This is a genomic window from Rhodococcus sp. NPDC003318 (genome assembly GCF_042879035.1).
Classification (GTDB): Bacteria; Actinomycetota; Actinomycetes; order Mycobacteriales; family Mycobacteriaceae; genus Rhodococcus_G.
Window position 1 is genome coordinate 132,983 of the sequence record NZ_JBIAOU010000010.1, and the last position, 14,292, is coordinate 147,274.

The 14,292-nt window shown below is 68.4% G+C and carries 14 protein-coding genes; 13 read left to right on the plus strand and 1 reads right to left on the minus strand.

The genetic code is table 11. From position 1 onward, the window contains the following. The first annotated feature begins 4 nt into the window (after positions 1–4). From ACFYVR_RS17355 to ACFYVR_RS17380, 6 genes are read left to right on the plus strand one after another with little or no spacing between them, the layout of a single operon-like run. Complete coding sequence (locus tag ACFYVR_RS17355; protein ID WP_387475265.1) at positions 5–1,192, plus strand: lipid-transfer protein; 1,188 nt, start codon at positions 5–7, stop codon at positions 1,190–1,192. Further along, entirely contained in the window at positions 1,189–1,638 is a 450-nt protein-coding gene (locus ACFYVR_RS17360; protein ID WP_387475267.1) for a Zn-ribbon domain-containing OB-fold protein, read from the plus strand. The genes ACFYVR_RS17355 and ACFYVR_RS17360 overlap by 4 nt, the downstream gene beginning before the upstream one ends. Continuing rightward, positions 1,635–2,072, plus strand: coding sequence for a Zn-ribbon domain-containing OB-fold protein (locus ACFYVR_RS17365; protein WP_387475269.1), 438 nt, complete (start codon positions 1,635–1,637; stop codon positions 2,070–2,072). The genes ACFYVR_RS17360 and ACFYVR_RS17365 overlap by 4 nt, the downstream gene beginning before the upstream one ends. Beyond that, positions 2,069–3,211 carry a thiolase family protein gene (locus tag ACFYVR_RS17370; protein WP_387475271.1) on the plus strand — a complete coding sequence of 381 codons (1,143 nt, stop codon included), beginning with the start codon at positions 2,069–2,071 and terminating at the stop codon, positions 3,209–3,211. Before ACFYVR_RS17365 ends, ACFYVR_RS17370 begins: the two co-directional genes overlap by 4 nt. Before the next feature lie 41 nt (positions 3,212–3,252). Continuing rightward, on the plus strand, positions 3,253–4,542 hold the full coding sequence (locus ACFYVR_RS17375) for an acyl-CoA dehydrogenase family protein (RefSeq protein WP_387475273.1): 1,290 nt from the start codon (positions 3,253–3,255) through the stop codon (positions 4,540–4,542). Then, complete coding sequence (locus tag ACFYVR_RS17380) at positions 4,542–5,648, plus strand: phosphotransferase family protein (RefSeq protein WP_387475275.1); 1,107 nt, start codon at positions 4,542–4,544, stop codon at positions 5,646–5,648. Before ACFYVR_RS17375 ends, ACFYVR_RS17380 begins: the two co-directional genes overlap by 1 nt. A gap of 61 nt (positions 5,649–5,709) precedes the next feature. On the opposite strand, the gene ACFYVR_RS17385 is transcribed toward ACFYVR_RS17380, so the two are convergent. Beyond that, positions 5,710–6,423, minus strand: coding sequence for an SDR family NAD(P)-dependent oxidoreductase (locus ACFYVR_RS17385; RefSeq protein WP_387475277.1), 714 nt, complete (start codon positions 6,421–6,423; stop codon positions 5,710–5,712). Between the two features lie 215 nt (positions 6,424–6,638). Here ACFYVR_RS17385 and ACFYVR_RS17390 point away from each other — a divergent pair, with 215 nt between their 5' ends. From ACFYVR_RS17390 to ACFYVR_RS17420, 7 genes are all read left to right on the plus strand, one after another. After that, positions 6,639–7,415 (plus strand): SDR family NAD(P)-dependent oxidoreductase, encoded by a 777-nt coding sequence (locus ACFYVR_RS17390; protein WP_387475279.1) that lies wholly within the window; start codon positions 6,639–6,641, stop codon positions 7,413–7,415. A 135-nt stretch (positions 7,416–7,550) separates the two neighbouring features. Further along, positions 7,551–8,342, plus strand: coding sequence for a FadR/GntR family transcriptional regulator (locus ACFYVR_RS17395; RefSeq protein ID WP_387475281.1), 792 nt, complete (start codon positions 7,551–7,553; stop codon positions 8,340–8,342). 132 nt (positions 8,343–8,474) lie between these two features. Further along, a complete protein-coding gene (locus ACFYVR_RS17400; RefSeq protein ID WP_387475283.1) occupies positions 8,475–9,242 on the plus strand; it encodes an SDR family NAD(P)-dependent oxidoreductase in 768 nt (255 codons plus the stop codon). Between the two features lie 32 nt (positions 9,243–9,274). Further along, positions 9,275–10,492, plus strand: a complete 1,218-nt coding sequence (locus ACFYVR_RS17405; RefSeq protein ID WP_387475285.1) for a CaiB/BaiF CoA transferase family protein — start codon at positions 9,275–9,277, stop codon at positions 10,490–10,492. Positions 10,493–10,688: 196 nt separating this feature from the next. Then, positions 10,689–11,864, plus strand: coding sequence for an amidohydrolase family protein (locus ACFYVR_RS17410; RefSeq protein WP_387475287.1), 1,176 nt, complete (start codon positions 10,689–10,691; stop codon positions 11,862–11,864). A 40-nt stretch (positions 11,865–11,904) separates the two neighbouring features. Then, the gene (locus ACFYVR_RS17415) at positions 11,905–13,149 is read left to right on the plus strand and encodes an acyl-CoA dehydrogenase family protein (protein WP_387475289.1); all 1,245 of its coding nucleotides are present in this window, start codon (positions 11,905–11,907) and stop codon (positions 13,147–13,149) included. A 36-nt stretch (positions 13,150–13,185) separates the two neighbouring features. Continuing rightward, entirely contained in the window at positions 13,186–14,247 is a 1,062-nt protein-coding gene (locus ACFYVR_RS17420; protein ID WP_387475291.1) for an ABC transporter substrate-binding protein, read from the plus strand. Positions 14,248–14,292 lie beyond the last annotated feature (45 nt).

The following is a 14,292-nucleotide window of genomic DNA, read 5'->3' on the forward strand; positions in this document are numbered from 1 at the left end:
TCCCATGTCCACAGCCACCAGCTGGCGCCACGACGCGTGCGCCATCGCGGGAATCGGCACGACCGCCTTCTCGAGGGACTCCGGCGTGTCGGTCACGGCTCTCGCCGTCGAAGCCGCCGCCAACGCCCTCGCCGACGCCGGACTCACCGTCGCCGACGTCGACGGAATCGTCCGCAACGACATGGATCTCGTGTCGTGTGCCGCGCTGGCCGACGGTCTCGGCGTCCCCAACCTCACCTACTGGGGTGAGGCAGGGCCCGGCGGCTCGGGCCCCTGCGCGATGGTCGCGCAGGCCGTCGCCGCCATCATGAGCGGCCAGGCCACCACGGTCGTGGTGTTCCGCTCACTCAACGGCCGTTCGGGACGCCGATTCGGGCTCTCACCCGTCACCACCCCGGAGGTCGGCGGCCAGGAGTCGATGGAGGAGTTCTTCGGCCCCTACGGGCTGCTGTCGTCCGGCCAGTACTTCGCGCTCGTCTCCGAGCGGTACATGACGCAGACCGGCCTGACGTCCGAGCAGCTCGCCGAGATCGCTCTCGTCGCCCGCAGACGCGCCAACGCCAATCCGGCCGCGCAGATGCACAACCGCACCATGACACTCGACGACTACCTGACCTCGAGAATGCTGTCGTCGCCGCTGCGCCTGTTCGACTACTGCCTCGAAACCGACGGCGCCGCAGCGGTCGTCGTCACCACGGCCGAGCGCGCGCGCGATCTCGCACAGCCTCCGGCACTGATCCGCTCGGCTGCGATGGCGACGTGCCCGCGCCCGCAGCCCGGGATCATGTATCCCACCCTCATGCGGGAGGACATCACCGTCCTGCCGTCGCAGGTGTGCCAGGACACCCTGTACTCGCGGGCCGGCCTGGGGCCGGCCGACGTCGACGTCGCGCAGATCTACGACTGCTACTCCATCACCGCGCTCATCCAGATCGAGGACTACGGATTCTGCAAGCGCGGCGACACCGGCGACTTCCTCGCCGACGGCCAGATCGATCTCGGCGGATCGATCCCGATCAACACCAGTGGAGGACACATGTCCGAGGGGTACATCCACGGGATGAACCACGTCGTGGAGGGCGTGCGGCAGATCCGCGGAACCTCCACCAGCCAGGTGCCGGGAGCACAGGTCTCGCTCGTGACCTCGGCTCCCCCGCCGGCCGCCAGCGCTCTGATCCTGGTGGCGGCATGAGCGCCCCGGTCTCCGCGGACAGGCTTCGTCCGACCGTCGTCGACCGCGGCAGCAGCGGATTCTTCGCCGAGGCTGCACAGGGCCGGTTGTCGGTCCTCACCTGCACGTCCTGCGGGAAGCGGATCCACCTCCCGCGGCCGCGCTGCGTGTACTGCGGCGCCACCGATCCGGTGTGGCAGCCGGTGGCGCGCACCGGAACGGTGTACGCGCACACCGTGGTCGAGCATCAGGTTCATCCCCTGTTCCCGGTGCCGTACACGGTGATCGTCGTCGACGTCGACGGCGAGGAGGACGGCGTCCGGATGATCGGCAACCTGCCCGGCCGAGCCGAGGTCACCGCAGGGACGCCGGTGACGTGCGATTTCGAGGATCTCGGTGCGGATTCCGAGGGCAACGCGGTCGTGATCCCGGTGTGGCGCATCGCGACCGAGGGAGGTGCGGCATGACGACAGCACCCGCGTGGCGGTACATCGACAGCACGCTCTTCGACTCCGCGGGACCGGATTCGGCACTGGTCGGTGCGACGTGCACCGGATGCGGCACGGTCACGTTCCCCGTGCAGGACTCGTGTCCGCGGTGCGGTGGCTCCTCGATGGGCACCATCACCCTGCCCAGGGAAGGAACGCTGTGGTCGTACACGGTGCAGTCCTTCGCCCCGAAGACGCCGTTTCGCACCGTCGATCCGTTCACTCCGTTCGGAGTGGGCTACGTCGACCTCGGCGAGGTGATCGTGGAGTCGAGACTGACGGTCGCCGATGCCGACGCGCTCACGATCGGCATGGGCGTGCGGCTCACCACGATCGTCAACCACCTCGACGAGGACGGCACCGAGGTGCGCACATTCGCGTTCGAGCCCACCACCGAAGGAGCATCGTCGTGAAGGTCGCGATCGTCGGCATCGGCATCCACAAGTTCGGGCGCACCGAGGGCGTCAGCGGACGCGACCAGGGCGCGTACGCGGCCCGGCAGGCGCTCGCCGACGCCGGGGTGGAGTTCAAGGACATCCAGTTCGCCTACGGTGGCAGCGATTCCGCGGGCAACGCGGACACACTCGTGTCTGATCTCGGCCTGACCGGACTGCCGTTCGTCAACGTCTCCAACGGGTGCGCCACCGGCGGCAGCGCCCTCACGTCCGCCCTCAGCCGGATCCGCTCGGGCGAGAGCGATCTCGGCCTGGTCGTCGGGTTCGACAAGCACCCGCGAGGCGCGTTCAACGCACGGCCCGAGGACAACGGGCTGGGCCACTGGTACGGCGAGACCGGCATGATGGTCACCACTCAGTTCTTCGCGATGAAGATCCAGCGGTACCTGGTCGAGCACGATCTGCCGAAGAGCCTGCTCGCCACCGTCGCCGCGAAGGCGTTCCGCAACGGTGCCCTCGCACCGCACGCGTGGCGGCGAACCCCGTTGTCCGAAACGGAGATCACCGCGGCCACGATGGTCAGCGACCCGCTGACCCAGTTCATGTTCTGCTCACCGGCCGAGGGCGGCGTCGCGCTCGTGCTGGCCCGCGCAGACCATGCTCACCGCTACACCGACACGCCCGTGTTCGTCGAGGCGGCCGAACTGCGCTCGCGCCTGTTCGGGTCGTTCGAGGTGTTCAGCCCGTGGGTGTCGCCGGAACGCGCGGACGGCCCGACCGTCACCGCGTCCCGGGCGGCGTTCGAGACGGCGGGCATCGCCCCCGGCGACGTCGACGTCGCGCAGATCCAGGACACCGAGGCCGGCGCCGAGATCATGCACCTGGCCGAGACCGGGCTGTGCAAGCACGGCGAGCAGGAGTCCCTGATCCGGTCCGGCGCCACGGAGATCGGCGGGTCCGTCCCGGTGAACACCGACGGCGGCTGCATCGCCAACGGCGAGCCGATCGGCGCCACCGGTCTGCGACAGGTGTACGAGAACGTCGTACAGCTGCGGGGCCACGCCGGGGCCCGGCAGGTGCCCGGCAACCCGCGTGTCGGATTCACGCACGTGTACGGCGCTCCCGGTATCAGTGCCTGCACCGTCCTGACGCGCTGACCCCGCAGCGCGCACCGAGACCCGAACTCTAGGAGACCGCAATGGCATGGGATTTCGAAACCGACCCCCAGTTCCAGGAGAAGCTGGACTGGGTCGACCGGTTCGTCACCGAGGAGGTCGAACCCGTCGACCGGATCGTCGAGCACGCGTGGGACGTCTCCGATCCCACCCGGAACAAGTTGATCAAACCGCTGCAGGAGAAGGTGCGCGAACGGGAGCTGTGGGCGTGCCACCTCGGCCCCGACCTCGGCGGACCGGGCTACGGGCAGCTCGAGCTCGCGCTGCTCAACGAGATCCTCGGGCGCACCCACAGCGGACCGGTCGTGTTCGGGTGCCAGGCACCCGATTCCGGTAACGCGGAGATCCTCGCCCATTACGGAACACCGGAACTCAAGGCCCGCTATCTGGGTCCGCTCATCGACGGCGACATCGTGTCGTGCTACTCGATGACCGAACCCCAGGGCGGATCCGATCCGACGAGCTTCGTCACCCGCGCCGTCCGCGACGGCGATCACTACGTCATCAACGGCGAGAAGTGGTTCTCCTCCCACGCCCGGTTCTCGTCGTTCCTCATCGTGATGGCCGTGACGGATCCCGAGGCCCCGCGGACTCGCCGCGCGTCGATGTTCGTGGTGCCGTCGGACACGCCGGGCATCGAGATCGTCCGCAATGTCGGCGTCTGGGGGCACTCGGAGTCCGAGGGCACGCACGCGTACATCCGCTACACCGATGTCCGCGTCCCGGCGGACCATCTGCTCGGCGGGGAGGGCAACGGCTTCGCGGTCGCGCAGACGCGGCTCGGCGGCGGACGGATCCACCACGCGATGCGCACCGTCGGCCTGGTCCGGGCGTCGCTGGACATGATGCTCGAGCGTGCGGTCTCGCGCCGAACCCGTGGCAAGAGCCTGTCCGACATGCAGATGGTGCAGGAGATGATCGCCGAGTCGTGGGTCGAGCTCGAACAGTTCCGGCTGCTGGTGCTGCGTACCGCGTGGAAGATCGACAATCTGCGGGACTACAAAAAGGTGATCGCCGACATCTCCGCGGTCAAGATGGTGATGCCGAAGGTCCTGAACAGTGTTGTGTCGCGGGCGATTCAGCTGCACGGTTCCCTCGGCATCTCCACCGAGATGCCCTTCGGCAAGTGGCTGCTCGAGAGCTACCACATGGGCCTGGCGGACGGCGCGACGGAGCTGCACAAGCAGCAGATCGCGAAGCAGCTGCTCGCGGCGGCACAGCCGGCACCGGGACTGTTCCCGTCCGTCCATCTCCCCGTACTCGATGCGAACGCCGGGGAGAAGTTCGGGCTGGCGCCGAAGGGAACGTGGTGATGTCCGGCGCGGACTCGGCGGTCGCCGGCGAGCCGTGCGACGAGATCGCCCCGGTGCGCGACGGAGAGCAACTCGACTGGCCCGCCCTCGCAGCACACCTGCGGGCGAACGTCGAGGGCCTCGACGGAGAGTTCTCGGTACTCCAGTTCCCGCGCGGCTCGGCGAATCTCACGTACTGCGTCAGTGTCGGTGACCGCCGGCTGGTGGTGCGCCGTCCCCCGTTCGGCAGGATCGCGCCGGGGGCCCACGACATGGGCCGCGAGTACCGGGTGCTCTCCCGCCTGCACGAACGGTACGACCGGGCACCCCACGCCGTGCTGTACTGCGGCGACAACTCGGTGATCGGTGCGGAATTCCTGGTCTCCGAGTACCGCGAGGGCATCGTCGTGTGGGACGCGGTACCCGAGTCGATGGCGGATCTGCCCGAGGCCGGGCGCCGCATCGGCCTGGCCGTCGTCGACGGCCTCGCCGACCTGCACGCAGTCGACCCCGCGTCGTGCGGCCTGGCCGATCTCGGCCGCCCCGAGGGCTATCTGGAACGCCAGGTGCGGGGCTGGTCGTCGCGGTGGGAGGGCGTCGCCGAACACGCTCCGTCCGCGGAGACCGCGAAGATCGTCGAGGAGGTGGGCCGGCGGATCCGTGCCGCGACTCCCGCCTCCCAGCGGGCCGGGATCGTGCACAACGACTACAAGGTGGACAACTGCCAGTTCGCACCCGGCGACCCCGACCGGGTGAAGTCGGTCTTCGACTGGGACATGGCCACCACGGGCGACGTCCTCGTCGACCTCGGAACCCTGCTGAACTACTGGCCCGACCGAACGGTCCCGCCGGATTCGGATGCCGCGTTCGTCGCGGTTCCCGGCATGCACGGGCTCGACCTGCCCGCCCGGGCCGAGGTCGTCGAGCGCTACGCGGCCGGAAGCGACCTGGATCTGTCACAGATCGCCTGGTACGAGGCATTCGGCTGCTGGAAGACCGTCGTCATCCTGCAGCAGCTGTACGCCCGTTTCGTGCGGGGCGAGACCTCGGACAAACGCATGGGACAGCGCGGGGAACTCGTGGAACCGCTCGCCCGGCGTGCTCTGGAGCTCCTCGCTGACCGATGACGACGAACGGAGTGTGGGCCGGAAGGAGATTCCGGCCCACACCCCGTGTTCGTACTCGGCGTCAGCGAGAGCCTGCGGTGTTGGCCACGGGAATCGACGCGCCCGTCACCGCCCGGGAGGCGTCGGAGAGGAGGAACGCGATCACCTCGGCGATGTCGGACGGCCGGGCCCAACTCGTCCGGTCTGCTTCCGGCATCGCCTCCCGGTTGGCCGGGGTGTCGATCATCGTCGGGAGCAACCCGTTGACCCGGATGTTGTCCCCGGCGTACTCGACGGCCAGTGCCTCGACCAGCGCGGCCACCGCGGCCTTCGAGGCGATGTAGGTCGCGGCACCCGGGAAGGGCCGCACCGCGGCGGCCGAACCGATGCACACCACGGAGCCACCGCCGCCGCGGATCAGGTGCGGAAGTGCGGTTTGCACCACGCCGTAGGCGATCCGGAGATTGATCGACAGCTGGGCGTCGAGAACCTCGATCGGGGTCTCGTGGACTCGGTGTCCGGAGACGAATCCCCCGACGAGGTTGACGAGACCGAACAGGGGCCGCTCCTCGTCCTTGGTGGCGAGAGCGACGACGGCCTCGACATCCTTCTCGTCGGACAGGTCGGCACGGATCAGCTCCAGGTCGGGATGCGTTGGGACACGGTCCAGTTCGCCCTCCAGGCACCAGGGTACGACGAGGCGCCAGCCACGCTCCAACAGATGCTCGGTGACGGCGGAGCCGAGTCCACCGGTCCCTCCGGTCACGATGGCGGTGTACGGCAGTGAGGCGCTCATGGGTTCCTCCCGGGACGGCCGCCGAAATAGGCGACAAGAAAACATTGCAATATTTCGTGTAGTTGGTAAGTTCAACGTACAGGCCGATGTGGCGCATGTCACGAGCCGAGGAGAACCGGTCGAGCGTCACAGGACCGGCACGGCTACGGCCCCACGAGACCAGCGCGAGTGTCGCCCGCACGAGGCCCGGCACCGCGGAGAGAATCGGAGACAACATGCCGGAACACATCGACGATGCGACACCCCTCGCCGGGCAGGTCGCCCTGGTCACCGGCGGCAGCCGGGGGCTCGGCCGCCAGATGGCACGGGCGTTCGCACTTGCCGGTGCCGACGTCGCGATCGTCAGTCGCAAGCTCGACGCCTGCGAGGCCACCGCCAAGGAGATCGAGGCCGACACGGGTCGGCGCGCGGTGGGGTTCGCGTGCCACATGGGCGAGTGGGATGCCCAGGAACAGCTGGCCGATCTCGTCCAGGCAGAGTTCGGCCGCATCGACATCCTCGTCAACAATGCCGGTATCGCGCCCGTCTACGACAGCCTCCCCGACGTCACCGAGGCCCTGTACGACAAGGTCTTCGACGTCAACGTCAAGGGCGCGTTCCGCCTGATGTCCGTCATCGCGCCGCGGATGGCCGCCGCCGGCGGGGGCTCGATCATCAACATCAGCTCGATCGCCACCAAGCGGCCCATGCCGAGCGAGCTGCCCTACGCCGCCGCCAAGTCGGCGCTCGAGATCATGACGCAGGGCTTTGCGCAGGAGTACGGGCCGAACGTCCGGGTCAACGCGATCCTGCCCGGTGCGTTCGACACCGACATCGCGGCGGCCTGGGACCCGGAGGTGGTGGCGAGCGAGATGGTCCATCTGCCGGCACGGCGCGTCGGGCGTCCCGACGAGATCGTCGGGGCCGCCCTCTACCTGGCCGGACCCTCGGCCAGCTACACCACCGGGGTGCTGCTCCCCGTGGACGGAGGGCGAACCGCAATGGGCCGCTGACGAACGACACCGACCAGACCGGGGCGACGTCGACGGAAACGTCCGGCCTCGCCCACTAAGCTTGGGGATTCGCATAACGTGTCCCCGGACCCGGATGCGTGGTGACCTGTGCAACGAGTGAGAACGAGGGACGAGATGGCGAAGCCGGCGGGGGAAGACCCGATCAGGAACCTCGCCACCCGACGCGCCATCGCCGCGACCCGGGGGGAGAAGGTGTCGCGCACCGTCGCGCGCCTGGTTGCACGCACCATCGCCGACGACGGGCTGAGCCCAGGCGCCTCCCTGCCGTCGGAGCAGGAGATGGCGAAGAACTTCGGGGTCGGCCGGGCCTCCGTCCGCGAGGGACTCCGACTGCTCGAGGTGCAGGGCCTGGTCACCGTTCGCCAGGGACTGGGCGGCGGCCCCAGTGTCGCCGAGCCGACCGGTGCCGCCTTCGGCGACACCATGTCGATGTACCTGCAGGCGAACGACATCCGCTTCGCCGAGGTCATCGAGGCTGTCGTCCAGATGGAAGGCCTCACGGCCGCGATGGCGGCCGACAAGGTCGCCCGCGGTGACGTCGACCCCGACGTGCTCCGCGGACTCGAACCCGAGGACCACGACGCCGCCTCCAACCGGGAATTCATCGAGGAGAGCCTCGGTTTCCACGACTCCCTTCGTCAACTCGCAGGCAACTATCCCGTCGCACTGATGGCATCGGCGCTGGCCCACCTGTACTCGGACCGCGCCCTCGGATACCACGCCACGGAGTGGAGCGACATGGAACGCGACGCCTTCGACGAGCAGCACGCCGAGATCGCCCGCGCCGTCCTGGCGGGCGACGCCGTCGCCGCGCGCGACCTCGCGATCGCACACATGCGGGAATCGGTCACCATCGTTCTCGGCGAGAATCCCACGATCGCCCGGGACCGCGTCGACTGGAAGTGAGGTCGACCCGGCCGAATCCGCCGGACACCACTTCCCGCCGCGACGCCCCGTAGCACGCGTCACCCGTGTCGATCTCGCGCATCCCCACACCCTCCAAAACATGCGGATATTTCATACAGTTTGGAGTTCTTGATGGCCACCACCCAGCCCCTCCTCGGTCAGAACATTCTCGTCACCGGCGCCAGCGAAGGCATCGGACACGGCATCGCCACTCGACTGGTCGAGGCCGGCGCCACCGTCGCGCTCGCCGCCCGCCGCGCCGAGGTCCTCGCTCGCACAGCCGCGGAGCTTCGCACCAAAGCCGATGCCGGACAACGCATCGTCTCGATCACCGCCGACGTCGGTGACCCCGAATCGGTCGACGAGCTGTTCGACCAGGTCGACGAGGAGTTCCCCGTCCTCAACGGACTCGTGGCCAACGCGGGCAGCGGCTCCGTTGCCGCGTTCCTCGATCTGACCCTCGAGGACTGGCGGCGCACGATCGACCTCAACCTGACCGGGACGTTCCTCTGCGTCCAGGCCGCCGCGCGCCGGATGGCGGGCACCCCCGACGCCAACCGTTCGATCGTCGTCACCTCGTCCATCCGCGCGCTCGGGGCACGCACCGGAGTTGCCCCGTACGCAGCGTCCAAGGCGGGCGTCAACCAGCTCGTCCGCGTCGCGGCGTACGAACTCGCGGGAACCGGCGTCCGCGTGAACGCACTGTCCCCCGGTATCACCGCCACTCCCCTTTCCCAGGAACGCAATTCACTATTCGACGAGCGCGCCGCCACCGTCCCGATGGGCCGGGCCGGAACACCCGCCGACATGGCCGAGGCCGCACTCTTCCTCCTCTCACCCGGATCCGCCTTCGTCACAGGAACCAACATGGTCGTCGACGGCGGCGAATCCCTCTACTGATCCCTTCTCCACACCGAGTCAAGGAGACTCCAATGACCAAGGCAATGAACGGAATCAAGGTGGTGGAGGTCGCGCTGTACGCGTTCGTCCCCTCCGCCGCGGCCATCCTGTCCGACTGGGGCGCCCGGGTGATCAAGGTCGAGCACGCGTCGTTCGGCGACCCGATGCGCACGACCGCGGCATGGGGCGTGCCAGGCCAGGTCGACGGCATGTCCGGTCTGTGGGAGGTCTCGAACCGCGGAAAGCGGGGTGTCGCCATTGATCTCGCGCACCCCGACGGACACGAACTGCTCATGAAGATGATCGACGACGCCGACGTGTTCATGACGAACTTCCTGCCCGACGCCCGGCAGAAGCTCGGCATCGACGTCGAGCACATCACCGCCCGGAACCCCCGCATCGTCTACGCACGCGGCACCGCTCAGGGTCCCGAGGGCCCCGAGAGCGACAAGGGCGGATTCGACGGCATCACCTACTGGGCACGTTCGGGTGCCGCCGGCTCGATCGCACCCGACGACCTCGACTGGCCCGCGAACATGCCCGGACCGGGGTTCGGCGACGTCCAGAGCGGCATGGCCCTGGCCGGCGGCATCGCGGCGGGCCTGTTGCACCGCGAACGCACCGGGGAGGGCACCGTCGTGGACGCGTCCCTCCTCTCGGTCGGCGCATGGGCGATGCAGCCGACCATCGTCGGCGCTCAGCTGATCGGCGAGCTCGAACTGCCTTATCCGAACCGCGACGCGCCGGTCAACCCGGTGTCGAACATCTACCGCACCAGCGACGATCGGTACATCCATCTCGCGTTGCTGCAGAGCGACAAGTACTGGCCCGGCCTGTGCGAGGCGATCGAACGCACGGACCTGGTGGACGATTCGCGGTTCGCGACGTTCGACGCCCGGGCGGAGAACTCACGCGAGTGCGCTGCCGAACTGACCGCGACGTTCGAGAAGCGACCCCTCGCCGAATGGGTCGACATCCTCGGCAAGCAGGAGGGTCAGTGGGACGTCTTCCGCCGGCCCGGTGACGTGGTCACCGATCCACAGGCCGTCGAGAACGGTTACGTGCATCCCGTCGACTACCCGAATGGCCGGTCGCTGAACCTGGTCACCGCGCCGGTCCAGTTCGACCGCGAGGCTCCGGCCCTCACCCCCGCTCCGGCGCACGGGGAGCACACGGAGGAGGTTCTCCTCGAACACGGCCTGAGCTGGGAGGAGATCATCGCGCTGAAGGTCTCCGGCGCCGTCAAGTGAGGCACTGACCTCGTCTTCCGCCGCGGCGCGCCGGCCGGAGTCCGACATGTCCGCACGCGGTAGTGACTGAAATCTCAACAACCCTTCCACTGTGACCTAAATCCCTCTAATATTCGAATATTAGAGCTTCCGCCCGCGAGGCCCTCCCGCCCCAGGCGTGACCCGTCCACCACCGCCCCTCGCTTCAGGAGGAAACGTGTACGACCTTCGAGACATCAAGATCATCGACACCGACACCCACGTCGTGGAACCGCCGGACCTGTGGACCTCCCGGGTGTCGACCAAGAAGTGGGGCGACCTCGTCCCCCACGTCCGCTGGGACGACGAGCGCGGTGACGAGGCCTGGTTCGTGTCGGGCACTCGCATGAGCGCCGTCGGTTCCCCCGCGATGGCCGGCTGGCACGAGTACCCGCCGAACTGCCCGCCCCGATTCACCGACACCGACCCCCGGTCCTGGGATCCGGCCAAGCGCCTGACCCTCATGGACGAGTACGGCATCCACGCCCAGGTCCTGTACCCGAACGTCGCCGTCTTCAGTTCGAAGACGCTGCAGTCCAACGGCGACAACGAACTTCAGATCGCCTGCGTCAGGGCGTACAACGACTACCTCACCGAGTGGGCCGACTTCGCACCCGGGCGCTACATCCCCGTCGGCATCCTGCCCTTCTGGGACATGGAGGCCACCCTCGCCGAGGTCGAGCGCGTCGCCGCCGCCGGACACAAGGGGCTGGTCTTCACCCAGAACCCCGCGGCGTTCGGTCTCCCGATGCTCACGGACCCGTACTGGGACCGCCTGTGGGCGTCCGCGCAGGAGAAGAAGCTGCCGATCAACTTCCACATCGCTTCCGGCGAGGTCGATCTCAGCGGCTTCGGCCACGAGAGCAACGGCGTCGCCGCGAACTACGCGATGATGGGCATCTCCTTCTTCATGGACAACGCACGGACCCTGTCGCAGCTCATCTTCGGCGGAATCTGCGACCGGTTCCCCGACCTGAAGTTCGTGTCGGTCGAGTCCGGGATCGGGTGGATGCCGTTCGCGCTCGAGGGCATGGACTGGCAGTGGCGCAACAGCGGGGTGCACAGGGAGCACCCGAACTACGAACTGCTGCCGAGCGAGTACTTCAAGCGGCAGATCTACGGCTGCTTCTGGTTCGAGCAGGCCTCCGCCCTCAGCGCAATCGACCAGATCGGCGCGGACAACGTCCTGTACGAGACCGACTACCCGCACCCGACGTCGATGTCCCCGGGACCCGCGTCGGATGCGCAACGACCCGACGACTACCTCCGCAGGAATTTCGGGCATCTTCGTGAGGGGGATGCCCGGAAGATCCTGCACGACAATGCCGCCAAGCTCTACAACCTGGACGTCTGAGCGGCCGCGCCCGCCGCTCCACCAGCCCTACGGAGGAACGATGCCACTTTCCGCGTTCGAATCCGAGGCACGCGAGTGGGTTCTCGCCACCGCGGCCCGGCTCGGGTTCGACAGGGTCGACGACCCCTACGATGTCGCGGTCTTCCACGACATGGACTTCGACGAGGAGAGGAGCCTCCTCGACCAGCACCGGACATGGCAACGCGCAAAGTTCGACGCCGGCTATGCGGCGCTGGACTGGCCGGTCGAGGTCGGCGGGCGCGGAGTGGACTCGACGTTCGCGGAGACGTTCACCCGGATCGAGAACGAGCACTGCCCGCTTCGGCCCCACGAACTCTTCTCCGTGACCAGGCATCTCGTGGCCCCGACGATCCACCTGCTGGGCACCGCGGACCAGAGGGAGCGCTTCCTGCCCCCGATGCTGCGCGGAGACCTTCTCGCCTGCCAGCTGTTCTCCGAACCGGACGCCGGTTCCGACCTCGCCAACGTGTCGACCCGCGCCGTCCGTGACGGCGACGACTGGGTGGTCACGGGGCAGAAGGTGTGGACATCGGGAGCCCAGTTCGCCGGGTGGGGTGAGCTGATCGCTCGCACCGATCCGGACCAGCCGAAACACGCGGGCCTCACGGCGTTCCTGGTTCCGCTCGACGCTCCCGGGGTCACGATCCGTCCGATCCGTCAGATGTCCGGCGGCACCAGTTTCAACGAGGTGTTCCTCGACGAGGTCCGCATCCCCGACCGCCTCCGCCTCGGCGAGGTCGGCAAGGGATGGGGTGTCGCTCTGACGACGCTCGCCTTCGAGCGCGAAGGGGGATCGGACAGCAGCAGCATCGGTGGTCAGTTCTCCCAACTGATCAGCACCGCAATCGAACTCGGCCGCGACACCGATCCACGGGTGCGGGACCTGATGGCCCGGGTGTACCTGCGGCAGAAACTTGCCCGGGTCGACACGCTGCTCGATCGGCAGTCCCGCGAGGGTGGCGCGGCGCCGAGTGCGGTCGGGTCGATCCGCAAGGTTCAGTGGGTGGACAAGCTCACGGCGGTGTCGGCGGCGGCGCGGGCGATCCTGGGCCGCGACCTGGTCGCCGACACGGGTGTCCCGGGGACATTCACGTGGAACGCCCACGTCCTGGGTGCGCCCGGTTACAGCATCGCCGGGGGTACCGACCAGATCCAGCGCAACATCATCGCCGAGCGGGTCCTCGGCCTGCCGCCCGAGCCCCGCTCGGATCGCGGCCTCACCTGGCGCGAGGCACGCGCCGCCCACCCCGCACCACAGCGGTGACCACATCCCCCAGCAGATTCCGGAAAGGCCCCCTCGATGAGAATCACGAACTTCCGGCGCGTTCTGGCCGGCCTCGGCGTTGCCGCAGTCACGTTCGCCGCCGCCGCGTGCGGCTCCGGCGACACGGTCGACGTCTCGGCCGACGACCTCGGCCCCAGCGGCGACTCCTCGTGGCAGGCGGTGATCGACAAGGCCAAGGAGGAAGGCTCGGTCACCTACTACTCCGGTCAGGCGACCGACAACCTCCAGACCGCTGCGTCCGCCTTCGAATCCGCGTACGGCATCAAGGTCGACATCGTGCGCGACAACGACGCGAACCTGCAGACCAAGCTGGCCGCCGAGGAGGCGACCGGGAACCAGGTGGCGGACGTCGTGGCGTCGGCCGCGAAGCCGTGGGTCGCCGAGCGTCTGGCCCAGAACTACTACGTACCCGTCACCGGCCCGGCGTTCTCGGCTCCCGAATTCGACGCCGACAAGTTCCTCCGGGACGGCACCATCTTCACCTCGTCCGCGGCCGTGCTCACCTACGGGTGGAACACCGACCGCGTTCCGGACGGTCTGTCCGGGTACGAGGACCTGCTCGCCCCCGAACTCGCGGGCGGCAAGATCGGTGTGATCCTGCCCATCTCGGCCGCTATCGTCGACTTCTACGACTACCTGAACGAGACGGTTGCCCCGGACTACGTTGCGAAGCTCGCCGCGCAGAAGCCACGCACCTACACGGGGGCGCAGGCGATCGCGCAGGCGCTCACGTCCGGCGAGATCGCCGCTGCCGCATACACACTCCCCCTGACCACCGAGAAGGAGAAGGGTGCGCCCGTCGACTTCGGGCTGGCGTCGCCGGTGTTCGGTGCCCCGTTCCTCACCGGGGTCACGGCAAAGGCCCCGCACCCCAACGCCGCCCAGCTGTTCTCCAACTTCCTCGTCACGAAGGCCGGCCAGACCGCGATCGCCAATCGCGCCGGGGCGGTGCTTCCGGACATCGAGACGGCGACCACGTCCGCGGACAACATCTGGACCAGCAGCCGCACCGTCACCGCGGACGACACCGTCGCCTTCCGCAGCCAGTTCGAGCAGATGTTCGGTTCGAGCCAGTAGCCAACACGCACCAGGCCGGCCCCGACAGGACCGGCATCGGAAAGG

What these genes read in the sequence shown, in the direction of transcription:
- ACFYVR_RS17355 (WP_387475265.1), top strand. Translation starts at nt 5, where the DNA reads ATGTCCACAGCCACCAGCTGGCGCCACGACGCGTGCGCCATCGCGGGA.
- ACFYVR_RS17360 (WP_387475267.1), top strand. Translation starts at nt 1,189, where the DNA reads ATGAGCGCCCCGGTCTCCGCGGACAGGCTTCGTCCGACCGTCGTCGAC.
- ACFYVR_RS17365 (WP_387475269.1), top strand. Translation starts at nt 1,635, where the DNA reads ATGACGACAGCACCCGCGTGGCGGTACATCGACAGCACGCTCTTCGAC.
- ACFYVR_RS17375 (WP_387475273.1), top strand. Translation starts at nt 3,253, where the DNA reads ATGGCATGGGATTTCGAAACCGACCCCCAGTTCCAGGAGAAGCTGGAC.
- ACFYVR_RS17380 (WP_387475275.1), top strand. Translation starts at nt 4,542, where the DNA reads ATGTCCGGCGCGGACTCGGCGGTCGCCGGCGAGCCGTGCGACGAGATC.
- ACFYVR_RS17385 (WP_387475277.1), bottom strand. Translation starts at nt 6,423, where the DNA reads ATGAGCGCCTCACTGCCGTACACCGCCATCGTGACCGGAGGGACCGGT.
- ACFYVR_RS17390 (WP_387475279.1), top strand. Translation starts at nt 6,639, where the DNA reads ATGCCGGAACACATCGACGATGCGACACCCCTCGCCGGGCAGGTCGCC.
- ACFYVR_RS17395 (WP_387475281.1), top strand. Translation starts at nt 7,551, where the DNA reads ATGGCGAAGCCGGCGGGGGAAGACCCGATCAGGAACCTCGCCACCCGA.
- ACFYVR_RS17400 (WP_387475283.1), top strand. Translation starts at nt 8,475, where the DNA reads ATGGCCACCACCCAGCCCCTCCTCGGTCAGAACATTCTCGTCACCGGC.
- ACFYVR_RS17405 (WP_387475285.1), top strand. Translation starts at nt 9,275, where the DNA reads ATGACCAAGGCAATGAACGGAATCAAGGTGGTGGAGGTCGCGCTGTAC.
- ACFYVR_RS17415 (WP_387475289.1), top strand. Translation starts at nt 11,905, where the DNA reads ATGCCACTTTCCGCGTTCGAATCCGAGGCACGCGAGTGGGTTCTCGCC.
- ACFYVR_RS17420 (WP_387475291.1), top strand. Translation starts at nt 13,186, where the DNA reads ATGAGAATCACGAACTTCCGGCGCGTTCTGGCCGGCCTCGGCGTTGCC.